This window comes from Photobacterium sp. HL06 (assembly GCF_059552575.1).
The window spans coordinates 1,963,200-1,979,906 of record NZ_CM183914.1 but is presented as its reverse complement, the minus strand read 5'-3'; the positions used below and the strand labels follow the sequence as shown (position 1 = coordinate 1,979,906).

General features: G+C 40.3%; 8 protein-coding genes and 4 pseudogenes. 3 read left to right on the top strand and 9 right to left on the bottom strand.

The annotated features are described in order from the left end of the window. Positions 1-99: 99 nt before the first annotated feature. From AC51G0_RS09235 to AC51G0_RS09225, 3 genes and pseudogenes are all read right to left on the bottom strand, one after another. Complete coding sequence (locus AC51G0_RS09235; RefSeq protein ID WP_496301754.1) at positions 100-897, bottom strand: EAL domain-containing protein; 798 nt, start codon at positions 895-897, stop codon at positions 100-102. A 127-nt stretch (positions 898-1,024) separates the two neighbouring features. Then, entirely contained in the window at positions 1,025-1,909 is an 885-nt protein-coding gene (gene rbsB, locus AC51G0_RS09230; protein WP_496301753.1) for a ribose ABC transporter substrate-binding protein RbsB, read from the bottom strand. 140 nt (positions 1,910-2,049) lie between these two features. After that, a pseudogene (locus tag AC51G0_RS09225) lies at positions 2,050-2,640 on the bottom strand (methyl-accepting chemotaxis protein). 616 nt (positions 2,641-3,256) lie between these two features. Between AC51G0_RS09225 and AC51G0_RS09220 the strand changes: the two are divergent. Together AC51G0_RS09220 and AC51G0_RS09215 are read left to right on the top strand one after the other, a co-directional pair. After that, on the top strand, positions 3,257-4,711 hold the full coding sequence (locus tag AC51G0_RS09220; protein ID WP_496301752.1) for an aminotransferase-like domain-containing protein: 1,455 nt from the start codon (positions 3,257-3,259) through the stop codon (positions 4,709-4,711). 166 nt (positions 4,712-4,877) lie between these two features. Further along, positions 4,878-5,849 (top strand): annotated as a pseudogene (locus AC51G0_RS09215) (IS3 family transposase); the annotation flags it as partial. Positions 5,850-6,052: 203 nt separating this feature from the next. Here AC51G0_RS09215 and AC51G0_RS09210 read toward each other — a convergent pair. From AC51G0_RS09210 to AC51G0_RS09195, 4 genes and pseudogenes are all read right to left on the bottom strand, one after another. Then, positions 6,053-7,594, bottom strand: a complete 1,542-nt coding sequence (locus tag AC51G0_RS09210) for a methyl-accepting chemotaxis protein (protein WP_496301751.1) — start codon at positions 7,592-7,594, stop codon at positions 6,053-6,055. Positions 7,595-8,176: 582 nt separating this feature from the next. Next, positions 8,177-10,066, bottom strand: a complete 1,890-nt coding sequence (locus AC51G0_RS09205; protein ID WP_496301750.1) for a methyl-accepting chemotaxis protein — start codon at positions 10,064-10,066, stop codon at positions 8,177-8,179. 317 nt (positions 10,067-10,383) lie between these two features. Continuing rightward, the gene (locus AC51G0_RS09200) at positions 10,384-11,607 is read right to left on the bottom strand and encodes an HDOD domain-containing protein (protein ID WP_496301749.1); all 1,224 of its coding nucleotides are present in this window, start codon (positions 11,605-11,607) and stop codon (positions 10,384-10,386) included. A gap of 156 nt (positions 11,608-11,763) precedes the next feature. After that, a pseudogene (locus AC51G0_RS09195) lies at positions 11,764-11,874 on the bottom strand (chemotaxis protein CheX); the annotation flags it as partial. Positions 11,875-12,199: 325 nt separating this feature from the next. On the opposite strand from AC51G0_RS09195, the pseudogene AC51G0_RS09190 reads away from it, so the two are divergent. Continuing rightward, positions 12,200-12,824 (top strand): annotated as a pseudogene (locus tag AC51G0_RS09190) (winged helix-turn-helix domain-containing protein); the annotation flags it as partial. Here the strand turns inward: AC51G0_RS09190 and AC51G0_RS09185 are convergent. Continuing rightward, entirely contained in the window at positions 12,822-14,555 is a 1,734-nt protein-coding gene (locus AC51G0_RS09185) for a monovalent cation:proton antiporter-2 (CPA2) family protein (protein ID WP_496301748.1), read from the bottom strand. The pseudogene AC51G0_RS09190 and the gene AC51G0_RS09185 sit on opposite strands and share 3 nt — an antisense overlap. 460 nt (positions 14,556-15,015) lie before the next feature. Then, positions 15,016-16,638 carry an acyl-CoA synthetase gene (locus AC51G0_RS09180; protein ID WP_496301747.1) on the bottom strand — a complete coding sequence of 541 codons (1,623 nt, stop codon included), beginning with the start codon at positions 16,636-16,638 and terminating at the stop codon, positions 15,016-15,018. Between the last annotated feature and the right edge of the window lie 69 nt (positions 16,639-16,707).

The window sequence follows — 16,707 nt, the reverse complement described above, 5'->3', positions numbered from 1 at the left end:
ATTCTCTTGAGTAACAACAATTCAATTACTATCATTGTTGAGTTTTACTCTCAAAATAAATCCATTAACTATCCAGGAGTATCGATTCGATGATGTTGTTTAACAACACGTGTAATTTAGTGCTTTTACATAACTTATTGGTTGGGAGAAATAGTAACCTTGGAAAACATTAACATTTAATTTTGTCAAAGTTTCAATTTGTTCTTTCTTCTCTATACCTTCAGATATTACTTTTATGCTGTTTTTGTTGCAATAAGCGATAAACGACAAGAGAATATTTTTTAGGTCTTGATTCCTTGATACTCGAGCTACAGTTTTTTTGTCTATTTTTAAATAATCATAGGTTAGTTCAACAATTGAAACCAACGAAAAAAAACCACTCCCAAAATCATCAAGGGCAATTTTTATACCGCTCCGCCTGAGCTCTCTAATATTTTGAGCAAAAGAGACATTCATAAAGTTATCAAATTCCTCAGTAATTTCTATTATTATTCTATTATTAATCAAAGGTTCATCGTGTACAATTCTTGTAATATCTGTTATGAAGTCCTTATCACTTATTTGTTTAGGGGAAATGTTAAGAGAAACAAACGCATCAGCCTTATTTTTGTTGTTATATTCAACAATAAACTGAATCGCTTCAGATATAACCCGATAACTTAAAATATTGAGCCTTCCCATTTGAGAAACTATAGGTATAAATTTTGATGGATAAACTGTACCGAGCCGTCTATGTTTTAATCTAGCTAAAGCTTCGAACCCAACTATTGTTTTTTCATTGTAATCTATTATAGGCTGGTATACAGCAAAGATAGACGACATATCTTTCGTGTTTTCCAACACCTCTTTTATAGTTATAGCATCGGCACAAATAGCATTATTACAACAGTTTCCCATGTCTTGTATCCGTTTTTATTATTTGAATAATCGTATTTGACTATACAACTTTCATTAAATAAAAGTTGACTTACCCTCCTCTTTTGTTTATCGACAAAGATAAGGAGGGAACTGTATATTTTAGTCGCTAGCTGTTCTTTTTGATTAACCTTAGAACAACCGGAATAAATTCAGCTACGGTTTCTCCTTTCATAATTTTTGCAGCAGTTTCAACACCGACTTTACCAATCACATCCGGTTGCTGAGCAATGGTAGCATCAAGCTTTCCACGATTGACGGATTCAATTCCATCTTCTGTCCCGTCAAAACCAACAAGATATACTTTCTTACCCGATGCTTGGATAGCTCTCAGTGCACCTAAAGCCATTTCATCATTCTGTGCAAAAACGGCCTGAACTCCAGGGTTTGCAACAAGAATATTTTCCATAACATTTAAGCCTTTCGATCGGTCAAAGTCAGCCGGTTGACTTGAAATCAGCTTAATACCATTCGACTTAACGGACTGTAAAAAACCCTCACCACGGTCACGGGCTGCAGATGTACCGGCTATTCCTTCAAGTTGAGCAACGCTAGCTCCTGTTCCCGCAACCTCCGCAATATAGTCTCCCGCGAGTTTACCTCCAGCAACATTATCAGATGCAATGTGACTATCAACCTTGCCATGTTCTGCACCTCGATCTAGAGTCAAAACAGGTACCCCCGCTACATTTGCAATGCTTATTGCTGAAGATACTGCTTCTGAGTCTGTAGGATTTATCAGCAATGCATCAACACCTCGAATTACTAAATCTTCAACATTTGCCAGCTCTTTCGATGGGTCATTTTGAGAATCGAGGACAATAAGACGGTAACCTAATTCATGGGCACGACGCTCTGCACCTTGCTTCATGCTGACAAAAAATGGATTATTTAGCGTCGAAATGACAAGAGCCAGTGTTTCTTGAGCATTTACTTTCATTGTAAATGCAGCCGATAATATTGCGGCGGAAATAAGTGTTGATATTTTTTTCATTTTTGTTTCCTTACCTTTAATTGATGCCTACACAATGAATCGTACAAGCAAATCATTTTGCTGTTTAACCAGATTAAGTTGGCCATCCATCATTTTATTTGCTTTCTCTGCTGATCGAGATACCTCTAGTGTAAGATCTTTTATTTTGGGGTGTTTTTACTTATTTCCTCGGATACAAGGTTCTGTTCTTCGGTGGCAGAAGCTATCAACATATTCAAATCTGATATTTTTCTGATTGATGCATCTAGTTCTTTCAGCGCTAAATCTGCCCGTTTTCCTTGTTCAACAGTTTCTTCCGCCGTTTTCTTGCTTGTTTCCATTGCTTGAATCGCAGCTAATACGCCTTCCTGTAGTTGCTTTATAACCAAGAAAATTTCCATTGTTGAACCTTGAGTTCGTTGCGCAAGTGTTCTTACTTTATCTGCAACGACAGCAAAACCTCGTCCAGAGTCTCCAGCTCAAGCGGCTTCTATAGCAGCATTTAATGCTAGCAAAATAGTCTGCTCAGCAATGTCATTGATTACTCCCATGATTTTCTCAATACTCTTTGTGGAAGATTCGACGTCAATAACTACAGTGACGGCCTCCTCCACTTGCCTGGACAGCTGCTGTATTGCATCAGAAGTTGACGATACAACCTGCACGCCCTCAGCAACAGCAGCATCAACTTCAACAACAGCAAATGCGTCGCTATTAGCATTATCAGCCACTCTCGATGATATGACAGCCATTTCATTCATCGTAGTTGCAAACTGATCCAATTCAAAATAATGAAAAAAAAACCATCACTGTAATTAGCCTTGCTATAAAAATTCTTACGATTCTCATTGCCAACCTAGTTAGTAAATTAATTATTTGTTGATTAGAATTATGGATTACCTCTATGTAACTATATTTTCCCACCTTTAGCTTTATATTTTTAACACAATCCAGTCTTAAACCGGTATAACAATTATTACTATTATCAATATAACAGCCAAAAGCTCATCGCGATTGATATGAAACTAGTTAAACCCATAAAATAGCCCAATCTGTACTAGGTGCTTATCACCAAATCTGTTATAGGGTAATACTTTAATAGCTGGTATGATGTCTTAAGATACTTTGCTTTTAGTTTCTTTATTAGCAATTGGATGTTTTAAACATGGAATGTAAAAATATGTATCATATGAAATTTTGCGTAGAAAAACTTAAATTAAACCCGTACACATTATAGCCTAAAGATATCCTGCTTTATAAAGTGACAACTTATTTTCATGAAAATCAGTTTCAATCAAACCGATAATTATTAACTTATATTTAAGAAAAATTTAAATACATTTATTATTTTAGAAAAGGTTAGCAAAGTTGACTTGGAAAAAATGTTCTCTCAACAGTTACAAAACAATTGTTGATGTTGTCAAACAACATATTAAAAGTAAAACTTGGTTACCTGGTGACCGTATATCCTCGATTCGAGTGATGAGCAAGGCGCAAGGTATAAGCCCCATGACAGTTTTAAAGGCTTACGAGCTTCTCGAGTCAGAAGGCTGGGTGCACGCAAAGCCTAGAGCTGGCTATTATGTTTCTGCCCACCTCAATCAAATATCAAATATTGAAAGTGATTCTACTTTGGAAATCTCACAATCTATAAATACAGTTAAGCCAAATTTAATTGCACTCGAACTGTTAAATGCTAGCAAGGAACGAAGCTTCACTCACTTTGGCTCAGCATTCCCTGATCCTGAACTGTTTCCTATAAAAAAGCTTGGTTCAATGATGGGTCAATCGGCAAGAACACAATCAACAGAAGAAAGGGTCAGTGACCTTCCTCCGGGCAATAGCGATCTTCGGCGATTAATTGCTCACCGTTATATACGTAACGGTATCAATATATCAGCAGATGATATCATCATTACTTCAGGTGCAATGGATGCGTTACGTTTAAGCATCACTTCAGTAACTAAACCCGGAGATATTGTTGCAATCGAATCCCTTTCCTTCTACGGTAGCCTGCATACTTTAGAGCAGTTTGGTTTAAAACTAATCGAAATTCCAGCAGAGAAGGGATGTGGAGTAAATGCTGATGAATTGAAAAGAACGATTGAAAATAACAACATATCAGCTTTTGTATTCATGAGTAACTTCCAGAGCCCCACAGGATATACTATGAGCACAGAAAAAAAGAGGAAAATCTATGATTTGCTTGCAGCGAGAAACATTCCAATCATTGAGGATGATGTATATTCTGAGCTTTATTTTACTGAAAACAAGCCGCTACCGATCAAAGCCTTTGATACTAATGGCATTGTTTTACACTGCTCTTCATTTTCAAAATCATTAGCTCCAGGTTTTAAGGTAGGATGGGTAATTGCTGGAGATTATATAAATATATTAATGCAAAACCAGATTATGTCTTCTATCTCAGCTGGATTACCTAACCAAGCAGCACTTGCTACTTACCTTCAATTTGGTAGTTATGATGCACACTTACGTCGATTAAGACGCGTTTTAGAGAAAAGACAAAAGCAAGCGGTTGAATTAATAGTCAAATACTTTCACATTGATACAATCTTAACACTACCTTCAGGTGGATATTTTTTGTGGTTAGAGTTCCCTATCCATATTGATACTTCTGAACTGTTCAAAACTCTATTCGATCAACACCATATAAGTATCGCACCGGGCACAATTTTTTCACGCGATAACAAATTTAAACATTGTTTACGTTTAAACTATTCATACGCATGGGACGATAAAAGCATAAATGCCTTAAAAATACTATCTAACAAAGTAAATATGCTAATTACTAGAAATAATTAAAGCTGACTAAGAGTCGGCATCTTAATAGAAATACGTTATTAATAAACAAAAAATCAGCACTTTCTCTCGAGAGTCAATGAATCATCTTTTCTAATTATAAAGACTGATCCGCACCAGCAGTTTTAGACACTGAGTTAAGTGAGTAAAATCACTAGCGAGGTGAACCATGACAAACAAGAAAAAACGTATCATCCATTCCCCAGAATTTAAAGCGGAAACCCTGAAGTTGGCCGAGAAAGTTGGTGTTGCTGCCGCTGCAAGACAACTGTCTCTGCATGAGTCTCAAATCTATAGCTGGCGTAAGGCTGCAATAATGACACTGGTACAAGTCAGCGAGAAAAAGAGTTAGCGGCTGAAGTCGCCAAACTGAAGCGGCAACTCGCGGAGCAAGCCGAAGAGCTAGAAATTGTAAAAAAGGCCGCCACCTACTTCGCGAAAAATCTAAAGTAGATTGCTACGAATTTATGCTCGAGCATGCTGTATTTCACCGTTTTCTGTATGGCTAAGGTGTTTGCAGTCTCTCGAAGTGGGTTTTATTACTGGGTTAAGCATCGTCATAAGAGTTGCCAGCGTATGGAAGTGCGTAACTCGCTGGATGCTAAGGTCAAAGAAGCTTTTGATAAGAGCAAAGGTCGTGATGGCTCTAGGCGTATTCAGATCGAACTGGCTGATAATGGCGATAATCATAACGTCAAGACCATAGCCAATAGTATGAAGCGGCAGAGCTTGGTAGCAAAAGCTTCCCGTAAATTTAAGTGCACAACAGACAGCAACCATAAAATGTCTGTTGCCCCTAATTTGCTGGCTCAGGACTTTACTGCTAGCGCTCCCAACCAGAAGTGGGCGGGTGATATCACCTACATCGCGACAAGTGGTTGGCTGGTCGATGGGAGAGCGGATGACAGCGACTCTGGTCTGTGATGCTCTGTCGATGGCCTTATTCCGTCGCGGGTTCCCAGAGGATGTCATTATTCACAGTGGCCGAGGTAGCCAATATTGCTCAAAGGATTACCGAAAACTCATAACAGCCTATAAGTTACAGCAAAGTATGAGTCGGAAAGAAAACTGCTGGGACAACACTTGTGTTGAAAGCTTCTTCCATTCAATGAAAGTTGAAGCTATCCAATATGAGCCGATCAATTTGTACTTTGATACGATCAAATACAATAAAAAAACCGCATTTGATATGCGGCTGATTGAAAAACTACCAAGCAGGAAGTTAAGGTTGGTTAGCTATGGTTGCTTGTATCAATCAAAATACCCCCGATTCAATGTAACAATTTGCTTTCTAGACTGGTAAAAATGTTACCCAGCCTAGAGGTATCCTCAATAGGATGTTCTTCAATTTCGAAACTGGCCGATTAGCCGTTCCAAACTTTCAAGACGTTCAACTAGCTGACCTGTTCTCTGGACAGAGGATTCCGACAGCAACCTTGTCCCCTCAGTTGCTTCCTTCATTCGATGAACGTGCTTAACCATTTCTTGAGTAACCTGTGCTTGCTGCACGATCGCTGCTGAGGTATGTTCACTTTGCTCACCGATTGAGGAAAGATTAGCAACAATTGACTCAAACGCTTCCCGGCTTTGTTGTGACTTCAATACACTAGACTGAGAATCCCGCTGCCCTACTTCCATTAGTGCCCCAGTTTCTTTAACTGTGTCTTGTAAAACCTCGATCTTCTGACGAATATCATCGACAGATAGACGGGTTTTCTCTGATAAGGCTCTCACCTCATCCGCCACCACCGCAAATCCACGCCCCGCCTCTCCTGCCCTTGCTGCCTCAATGGCGGCATTTAAAGCAAGTAGATTAGTTTGCTCTGCTATTCCTTGAATCATTTCCAAGATAGTCTCAATGGCGTCAACATCAGTATACAACTTGTCTAACGCAGTTCGAGACTCACCAAGCCGATGGCTCAATGCCTCAACTGTCTCAACGGCTCCATGAACAGTTTCAACTCCCACACGTGCTGTTTCCTGTGCTTCGGTTGTAAAATCTAAACTTTGTTTAGCATGAGAAGCTACATCGTCAATAGCACTCAACATCTCTTCAGAAGCTACAGCCATCGCATCACTTGATACATTTTGGTCAGCAAGATGCTGATAAATAGATTGGCTATTTCCCAGTTCATATTCTGCTGATAACAATAGGTGGCGAGTGGTATCAAAAGCCCTCGCTGTTACTGCTCTTAGCTCAGCTTTTTTCATTAACATAGCTATCTCTATTGAAGAGACATCATCACAATGGCCAGTATAGGGAAACTCCATAAGCGGATTACTATAATGCGTTTTAGCCAGTGAATTGACCTTCCTATGACGATACCTTAACCTCCACAACATAGCCCATTGAGTAACACTGATGCAGGCTATAGCCAGCACTAGCCAAAACGAAGGCGCTGACACAAAGAGACATGAGATGATTAGAAGCATTTGCAGTATCCCAGCCCCTAAACTCCAATCTAGCCATTGACGACGACGTATGGATGCTTTTCCTTCCTTCAACCGTCCATAGAGCTTCTTTGCTCTCTCTATCTGCTCATCGCCCGGCTGAGTTCTGACAGACTGGTACTCAAAGACTTTCCCTCCGGTATCACATATCGGTGTTACAAATGCAGAGACCCAATAATGCCCCTCATTCTTACATCGGTTTTTTACCAACCCCATCCAACTACGACCAGACTGGATATAATCCCACATCTGAGCAAACGCCACTTTTGGCATATCACTATGCCGGATTACATTATGGGGCTTGTTATGTAGTTCCTGCTCATCGTATCCAGAAACACGACTAAAATCCTCATTACAATACGTGATGTGGCTGTTCGATGTGGTCGTAGATATCAAACTATCTTCATTGGAGTAACGTACTCTTTCGTCAATCATCCCAGTACTTCCTAACTACACTTAGGTCCTTTAGAATGTGGAGTTACATGTAATGCAACTCCACATCACTCAATAACTTCCCGCTTACATTTTTTGGTACCAATCAAACAGGAAAATGTGAGTTTTTACATTGAAGTTTGATGAGCAAGTAATTCAGCCTTGAGGAAAGCGCTTTCACGTCTTATAACGTAACACATATACAACAAAATTATATGTTTTTTTCGTCATAAATGGATATGTCAGCTATACGTTTTACTGCTATCCTTTCTTCCAAATTTTATATGTTTTGTGTCGATTGTTACCCATCTAAAGCCGTTGAATAAAAACCGTATTCAGAATGCGGTTTATTGAAAACTACCACGATGGAAGTTAGTATTGATCGACGATGGTATTGCGTTTATTTCATTCTAAAACCTTATGACACTAATATTATATGCAAAGTACCTTTAATCATGACACCACCAGTATTTTGCACTTTTTTTAACAGCCATTCCCATTTCATATGTATCACCTCATTTAATATATGAATCAGTTTTACTGTTGGTACGATCATTTCTTATCTAACAGAAAATAATATCAAAGTCACATTATTTTGAATTCAGACACAGCTTTATCGAGAGAAGTAGCAGCGCTAGTCAGCTCGTTTGCTAATGAGGCATTACTCTCCGAACTATCAAAAGTACTTCTTGCTAGCATATTAATGTCTGCGATGCTGGCATTTATCTCTCCCGCTACTAGTGTCTGCTCCTCTGCAGCAGTCGCAATTTGATTATTAACATCTTGAATCATAGATACTGACTTTTGAATTGATTCCAGTGCCCTATTTGCCTGCTCCGACTTTTCAAGTGTGTTTTGGGTGTCATTAACATTTATGTTCATCAGCTCAACGGAATTACGTGCCTCCGTCTGCAAGGTAGATATCAATTCCTGTATTTCATTCGTACTATCTTGAGTTCGGTTAGCTAGATTTCTCACTTCATCCGCAACCACAGCGAAACCTCTACCTTGCTCTCCTGCTCGCGCCGCTTCAATTGCAGCATTCAATGCAAGTAAGTTTGTTTGTTCAGCAATACCTTTAATGACATCGAGAATTTGTCCAACACTTTTGGTTTCAGTATCAAGTTTGTTAACAACATTCTGAACACATTCCATCCCTTTAGCCAAATCAATGATGCTTGCATTCACATCTTGAACAACTTTGATACCATTCTCTGAGAACTCATGGGCCTCCATCGCCGAAGATGATGCTTGTTGTGCATTTCTTGCCACTTCTTCGACTGTAACAGTCATTTCATTCATAGCAGTAGATGTCTGCTCTAATTGTCTCATTTGAGCTTCGGAACTCTGATTTACAGCCACAGCTGAGCTTGATATATGTGATGAGGAACGACTAAGCAATACCTTGATTTCATTAATACTTAATACTGTACCTCTCAAGCTTTCTGCCATCTGTATTATTGCAGCATAAATCCCGGTTTCGTTTCCTTTAGATACACCAGCTGAAACCAAATCACCTGAAGCCACACTTGCAACAATGTTTTCGATTTCTCCAGGCTCCCCACCAATAGGGTCATAAATAACTCGAATTGTTACCACATAGATGATAACCAGTGAAACCAAAATAAACACAAGCGCAACAATCGCACTCACTATTAGATTTGAGTTTGACGCATCATCAATATTTTCCCATGAATCCCATGCCCAAACAGTCCAACCTAAAGTCGGGAGTTGTGATGATAGTACAAAATAGTCACGCCCCTTAAAAACATAAGAATGCTGGCTGACCTCTGTATCCTTAAACTGCTTATAGCTGGGTCTCATTTCAAAAAGGTTTTTGCCTATATAGTCAGGGTACTTTGCAGCTAATAGATAGCCATCTTGTCGACTTACAAAAAGCTGATTATTATTACTCAGATCATTGATGAAGGAGGTGATTTTATTTACTTTTATATTTGTTACTAGAGCAGCGACAATGTTGCCTCCCCTTTTGACAGGTACAGCAATGGCCATTACAGCATCCCCCTCTGCACTAGTATAGGGAGTTGTGATTACATTATCTTCACCATTAAACACCCTGACAAACCACTCTCTTCGTTTTTTCTTAGCGTTAAAGTTCGGGACTAAGCCTTTTGTCGAAGTAGAATACGTTTCACCGGTTTTAATTGCCGTATAAGCATTAATGACATCCATGTTAGCGGATATTGACTGAAGAACTTTAAGAACATCACCAACATCAACGCTCCCTTCATTATCAATAGATAGATTCTCAGAAGCCACGTGTAGAACATCAAAATTGCGCTTCATTTTTTGCTCAATTGAGCTTGCCATCAGATGCGCCTGTCGTTCAAGAGCACTAGTGTAGTTGTCAATAGAGGCTGCTTCAAAATTACTGTACCCTACCGCTGTTATCACAGATATCACAGCTGAGAGTAGCACCCCAAATAAAATCAAAACTTTTGCTTTTACACTCATAAAGATATCCATCCATGGTAACTGTACCGCTTGATTGGTGCCTCAATTAGCATTGTAAAAATATGTCATATACCTAACCAAACCGTTACATATACAACTATGCTCAAAAAGTTTCACCCACCGAGAAAGCGCTTTCTAATGAAAATATCATTAACACAAAGGATGTCAATATCAACAATTATATCATTAATGATATTAGGAGGATCCTCACAAAACCACCGTCTCTTAAAGTTTCGTTGTGTATACTTCCTTCTTCGAATTTATACATCTTACTAGCTTGAGTCATTACCGGGGAATTAAACAACATTGAATGTGACTTAGTTATGGAAAACAAACTTACCAGGATTTTGTTTCCGAATATCAGCAATAATCTTCCCATCAAGTTGCATATTCGCCAACCAAAAAGGTGTATGCTCAGGCTCAAATCCTTGAGTGGATTCCATCATGTCATAAATGGAAAATGCTCTAGCCTGGCCCAAAGCCGTACCATGTACACTTCGTTCTAGCACAGGTACATCTTCAAGATCTTCCAACAAGGCATTCTTCAAATGAAGATTGCGGGGCCCCCAGTCAATATAATCAACAATTTTGTGAGTAATTGTCTTTTCCCAATTTTGAATAATATCAGGTAAAAAACCCATTTTTGGAGTAATATCTACGCAAGAAAAATATTCGTCCCGCAATTCACGTTGACGAAAATCTTGCATAACCCTCTCCTTAGCTTCATCAAAGCAATCTGAGAAATGATTGCAAACAGCAAATAACGCGAGACTACGCAATACGCCCATAAACACACCTTCATCCGGCTCTTTGTAACCAGAGGCCTTTAGACGGATACGTGCCACATTAGCCGTCATAACAGCATGTTGCCAGGCTTTGGGCGTTATTAACTTTGTGCTGCTATCCGCCCACTTCAACAAGGGTTTCATCATCAGTACCGGAAACAGCATTCGACAATTTTCAATACCAATAAAGCCAAGGGCAGTTTTAGCATCAGAAATATTCCTTCTTCCTCTTCCCATTTGCTCACAAAACTTCTGATTATTTACCAAATCTAGAATCTCTTTCGATAAAGAATGATGCATGACCGTCATAGACCCTAGTTTTTGGAAGCTCATGGTAGGGGAATAGGCAAATGACGCAAAGTGAGCGAAGCCATCATGAATTCCTGACAAGCGTTCAATAGGCATTTTTTTAAAGCGTTCTTCCATCACTTGCCTGGCGGTATCAGTTATCAAAACTACATTTTGCTTATACTGCTGTTGCTTGACGAGACTTTCTACGCGTTTATCCAACACGCGCTTCCGCTCGCAATCAAGCAATAAGCGTTGATTACCTGTCACCCGTTCCTTCTCATTAAGAATAATAGTATCGCAGAATTCTGTCTGACGACTGAAGACATGGTCAACACTGCTTTGATCAACAAGGTATCGTAAGCTCACCATCCACTTTGCATGCCGAGATTCAACTTGCTTACTTACCTTAGCCGCCGTTTTCATTGCTTCATTTGTATAACGTTTATCTGAGAAAATAGAACTCACAATGAACAAACCTTCACTCTATATAAAGTTAAAACTGATAGCTGTGTGTGATACATATGATCTATCTTGGATCAATATGGGTACATATGCTTCTATCTCTAATTATCCGATACTATTAATCGAAGCAGATTTCGATAAATGCTTTACCATATTGGTAACTTCATCAGCTTTGATGCGCAGTTTTTGAGTCCTTAACTCTATTGATGCCATTGTCTTCAATACATTCAGGAAGGAAGATAAGAAAGGGTTCACAAATTTCGTACGCATAGTTTTTAACCTCGATTATTGGTAACTTTCCTCTCAACTTATTCACCATGTTTTATATCTCATTGATCGTTCTACTTGTTAATAGAACACAAACCAAGCTCTGCTGAATCTAGTTGATTACATTTTCCTTCAGAAACTCTTTTTAACGACAACTACTCTCTTGACCCATTGTTATCGTTGGCTACCTTCAAAAAAACAGGAGTATTTTACAGAAAACCATACAACATGAAAGCGCTTTCACCAAAACACGCATAACTTGAAATAGGAAATAGAGATGGCAACCGCATTATACCCGTGATCAATAATGAGAACCATGCTACACACTATGAAAATGACTCTAACCAAAAAGCAAAAACAAGAACTCGAAAGCCAGCATGATAAGACTCGTGATGGTCGAGTGCATGACCGTATAAAACGGACTTCCTACATCTGAAGGTTGGAGTACATCCATGATTACACAAGCTCTTCATATCCATGAAACGACCGTTCATCATCATCTCAGTGACTATGAACGATCTGAAAAGCTGAAACCTAGAAATGGTGGTTCATCGGGATACTTATCTGTAACTCAAACGATGGCTCTTATTGAGCATCTGGATGAGCATACCTACCATCATACTCACCAAATCATAGCCTATGTAATGGAACATTTTGGCGTTCAATATAGTGTCCCGGTGATGAACAAATAGCTTTATCACAATGGCTATAGCTACAAGATACCGAAAGGTGTCCTACATAAATTTGATGAAGCAAAACAGCAGATCTTTATCGAGACTTGTAAGTCTCTCAAAGCGGCTTGTGGCTAGGATGAATCGATTTTTTTCATCGATACTGTTCACTCAACTCAAGCCACTTAAATAACCCATGGTTGGATACGTAAAGGACAAGATAAACTTTTTAAAACAACAGGAAGTCGCAGTCGATTGAATATTATCGGTGCGCTGAATTTATTTCCCTTTGGTTGAATATGTGTTAGTTTGCCTTTTATTTTCACCGTTATTAAGCTGTGTATAATAGTCTTTCCGAAACTGTTCTAGCGCAATTGCTATTTCCGAACCTTCAACACCCATATGAAGTAATGCAGAACGGGCAAGTTCTGCGCTGGCCTCGAGAGTCTCCGAAACTGTATAGTGCGCACCAACCGCTCTAAGTTCGCGGCACTTTACAAGGTCATGTCCCCGAGCAAAAATAGGAATGTCTGGAACGGCAGAATGAAGAGAAGAAACAACTTTCTCTGCCACGCCCGGGTCATTAATTGAAATGATCACAAAGGGAGCATCAGTCGCCCCGGCCGCTCTTAGTACTTGGAGGCTCTGAACATCTCCGAAATACACAGGCCTGCCTTCTGAACGTTCACGTTCCACGAGAGACTCATCGTTATCGATTGCTAGATAAGGTACTTTCATCAACTCCATAATATAACCGACTCGATGACCCATTCTTCCAAACCCCGCAATAATGACAGGCTTGACATGTTGCTCGCCTAGACCAATATCAACATGCTGCATTGTTGTAGTACTTTTACGCGAGGCCAAAAATATCCGATAAGCTAATTTATCTAGCACTGGTGTTAAGAGCATGCTCAGCAGGACAATAATAAGAAGGTGTTGGAATAAAGTCTCTTCCAAAACTCCCATACTTTTCGATAATGCAAACAACACCAGTGCAAACTCACCACTTTGCGCTAATAGTAACGCTACCGAAATCGATGGTTTTTTCTTAATTCCGAATAAATATGACAAAGGCCAGAGAATGAAAAACTTGAGCGTCATTAGCGCAATAACCACACCGAAAAGAACAAAAGGATGCTCTAAAAAGCGCTCTATATCTAAGGACATACCCATTGACATAAAAAACAGCCCTAGAAGCAAGCCTCGAAATGGCTGGATCTCTGCGATAATTTGATGGCGATAAGATGAGTCAGCAATCAAGAGGCCAGCAATAAATGCTCCCATGGCCATTGACAACCCAATACTCTCCATCGCATATGCCGAGCCCAATACCAAAAGTAAAGCAGATGCAGTAAATATCTCGGGGGAACCAAACCGGGAAAGCATGTTAAGCAATGGCGTCAAAATATATCTGGCTATAGCAATAATGAACAAAAGAATGATGAATGCCTCAGCCAATGCTAGAGAAATATCTTCTAATATTGTTAGCTCCGGTTCGGCCATAAATGAAACAAAAGCCAAAAGAGGGACAACCGCCAGATCTTGTAACAGTAATACAGCGACAGAGGGCCTTCCGTATTCTGATGAGATCATCTTCCTTTCTGTTAACAGTTGAAGTACAAAAGCCGTTGAGGAAAGGGCTAACGCCAACCCTATCAAAAGTGAAGTTTCCCATGGAAAATTAAAGGTTTCATGTGTTATTACAGTTATTAAACCACCTGTTATTAGAACCTGAAGAGTACCAAGCCCTAATACCAACCTCCTTATATTCCAAAGACTAGATGGTTTAATTTCTATCCCGATAAGAAACAAGAGGAGGATCACACCAAACTCAGCGAGTTGGGCAATAACATCGTAATCCTGAATATAGCTTAGCCCTGACGGCCCTACGATTGCCCCCGCAACCAAAAACCCCGGAATAGTACCAAAACCTAAGAATTTAAATACAGGGACAGTAATGACTGCCGCAGATAACAGAATGATAATATCAGTCAAATATTCTATATTCACAGGCAAGCTCTCATCTATTACTAACAGTATTTAATGCCTGAAAAGATGTGAAAGCTATCCAAGCTTAGAGTGTGATTTCTCGCACCTTAAGCTCCACCACAAACATCCTACAGATGTATTATACATCCTGATGTCATTTCTTATCCTACCCACGTATCAATTAGTGAAGGTATTGCTGTCGTAACACTGAGAGTGCAGTGCTTGAAAGCCCCATTTTTGTTTGCTTCAACGGTTCTGCCACTGTAGTTTTCATGACCAGATAACCCCAACCAACAGCACCTTGAACACTGCTTTAATGTCAATTGGGATAGCTAAGTGTTTAGAAAGTTGGGTAGGAAAAATCACCTAAAACAAGAAAGAATTTACCGTAACTAATGGTTCTAATTACGCTTTTTTTTAAAGAAGTCTAACACAGCAATAGGTGATTTTTTGTTCAAATACTTATGTTGATTGGTATAAATTAACGTACCTGATTTCTCAGCACATATTTTTGTACTTTACCTGTCGAGGTTTTGGGAAGCTGTGTAAAAATCACTTTCTTTGGAGCCTTGAAATGCGCCATCTGTGAGCGACAAAAATCAATGACTTCTTCCTGACTCAGTACACGCTCTTCACGCGTTTTGACAAAGGCACATGGCACTTCTCCCCACGTTTCATCAGGCATGGCAATCACCGCAACTTCCTCAATATCCGGGTGGCGGTAAAGCACATCTTCTACCTCAATACTGGAGATATTCTCGCCACCCGAGATGATAATATCTTTGGAACGATCTTTAATTTCGATGTAATTATCCGAGTGCCATACTGCCAGATCCCCGGTCCTGAACCACCCCTCAGTCAACGCCTCATTAGTGGTTGTCGGATTTTTAAGGTAGCCTTTCATTACAATGTTACCCCGTAAGAAAATCTCCCCCATTTCAGCACCGTTTTTTGCTACCGGTTGCAACGTCACAGGATTAGCGACCATCAACTCGCCCTGCATGGGCGATCGCACTCCCTGACGGGCTTTCATACGGGCTTTTTCCTGGCCACTGAGGTTGTCCCAGTCCCTTTGCCAATCACACACCACGCAGGGGCCATAGGTTTCTGTCAGGCCATAAACATGTGTCACCTCTATCCCCATTGCCTCCATGCCTTCAATCACTGAGGCTGGCGGCGCCGACCCCGCTGTCATCGCATGAACCTGGTGGGTTATTCCCTGTTTCATGCCATCATCAGCGTTATTCATCATATTGAGCACAATCGGTGCACCGCAGAAATGGGTTACCTTGTGTTCATGGATGGCTGCAAAAATATCATCAGCCCTGACATGGCGCAGACTGACACTGACCCCTACCGTGGCAGCAACTGTCCATGGAAAGCACCAGCCATTGCAATGAAACATGGGTAAGGTCCACAGGTAAACTGGAAACTGCCCCATCCCCCATGAGAGGATATTGCTTACGGCGTTCAAGTGAGCGCCACGGTGATGGTAGACAACACCTTTAGGGTTACCGGTTGTTCCGGATGTGTAGTTCAGTGAAATGGCCTGCCACTCATCAGCTGGCGGCCCATACAGATAGTTCTCATCACCGCCACAAAGAAATTCTTCATAGGTCAGTGGACAGATCAGTGATCCTTGCTGGTACAGCGGATCATCAATGGCTATCACCAATGGTTTATGGGCGATCATTTTCAGTGCTTTGCTCACGACATCAGTGAACTCACGGTCAACGATGACCACTTTGCTTTCCGCATGCTGAAAGATAAACGCCATAGCATCGGCATCAAGCCGGGTATTGATGGCATTTAGCACGGCACCCGACATTGGCACACCAAAATGAGCTTCAAACACCTCCGGAATATTAGGTGCCACCACTGAGACAGTATCACCTTCGCGCACCCCCTGCTTGTTAAGGGCTGAAGCCAACTGACGGCAGCGTGATTCGGTCTCCTTCCAGCTCCGTACGATAGGACCATGCACAATAGCGGTGTAATCCGGATACACACTGGCGGCACGCTCTAAGAAACTTAGCGGACTAAGGCTTTCGAAATTTGCAGGCGTTTTATCGAGGCCAATTTCATAAATATTGTGTTTAGACATATGTATTCTTCCCTGATAGCCGGCTCCCTAACCAAGAGCCGGAACTCAAACTGATAAAAAGTGGTGAAA

Bases quoted from the DNA above. Each gene is read 5' to 3' on its own strand.
- AC51G0_RS09180 (WP_496301747.1), bottom strand. From the start codon at position 16,638: ATGTCTAAACACAATATTTATGAAATTGGCCTCGATAAAACGCCTGCA.
- AC51G0_RS09235 (WP_496301754.1), bottom strand. From the start codon at position 897: ATGGGAAACTGTTGTAATAATGCTATTTGTGCCGATGCTATAACTATA.
- rbsB (WP_496301753.1), bottom strand. From the start codon at position 1,909: ATGAAAAAAATATCAACACTTATTTCCGCCGCAATATTATCGGCTGCA.
- AC51G0_RS09205 (WP_496301750.1), bottom strand. From the start codon at position 10,066: ATGAGTGTAAAAGCAAAAGTTTTGATTTTATTTGGGGTGCTACTCTCA.
- AC51G0_RS09210 (WP_496301751.1), bottom strand. From the start codon at position 7,594: ATGATTGACGAAAGAGTACGTTACTCCAATGAAGATAGTTTGATATCT.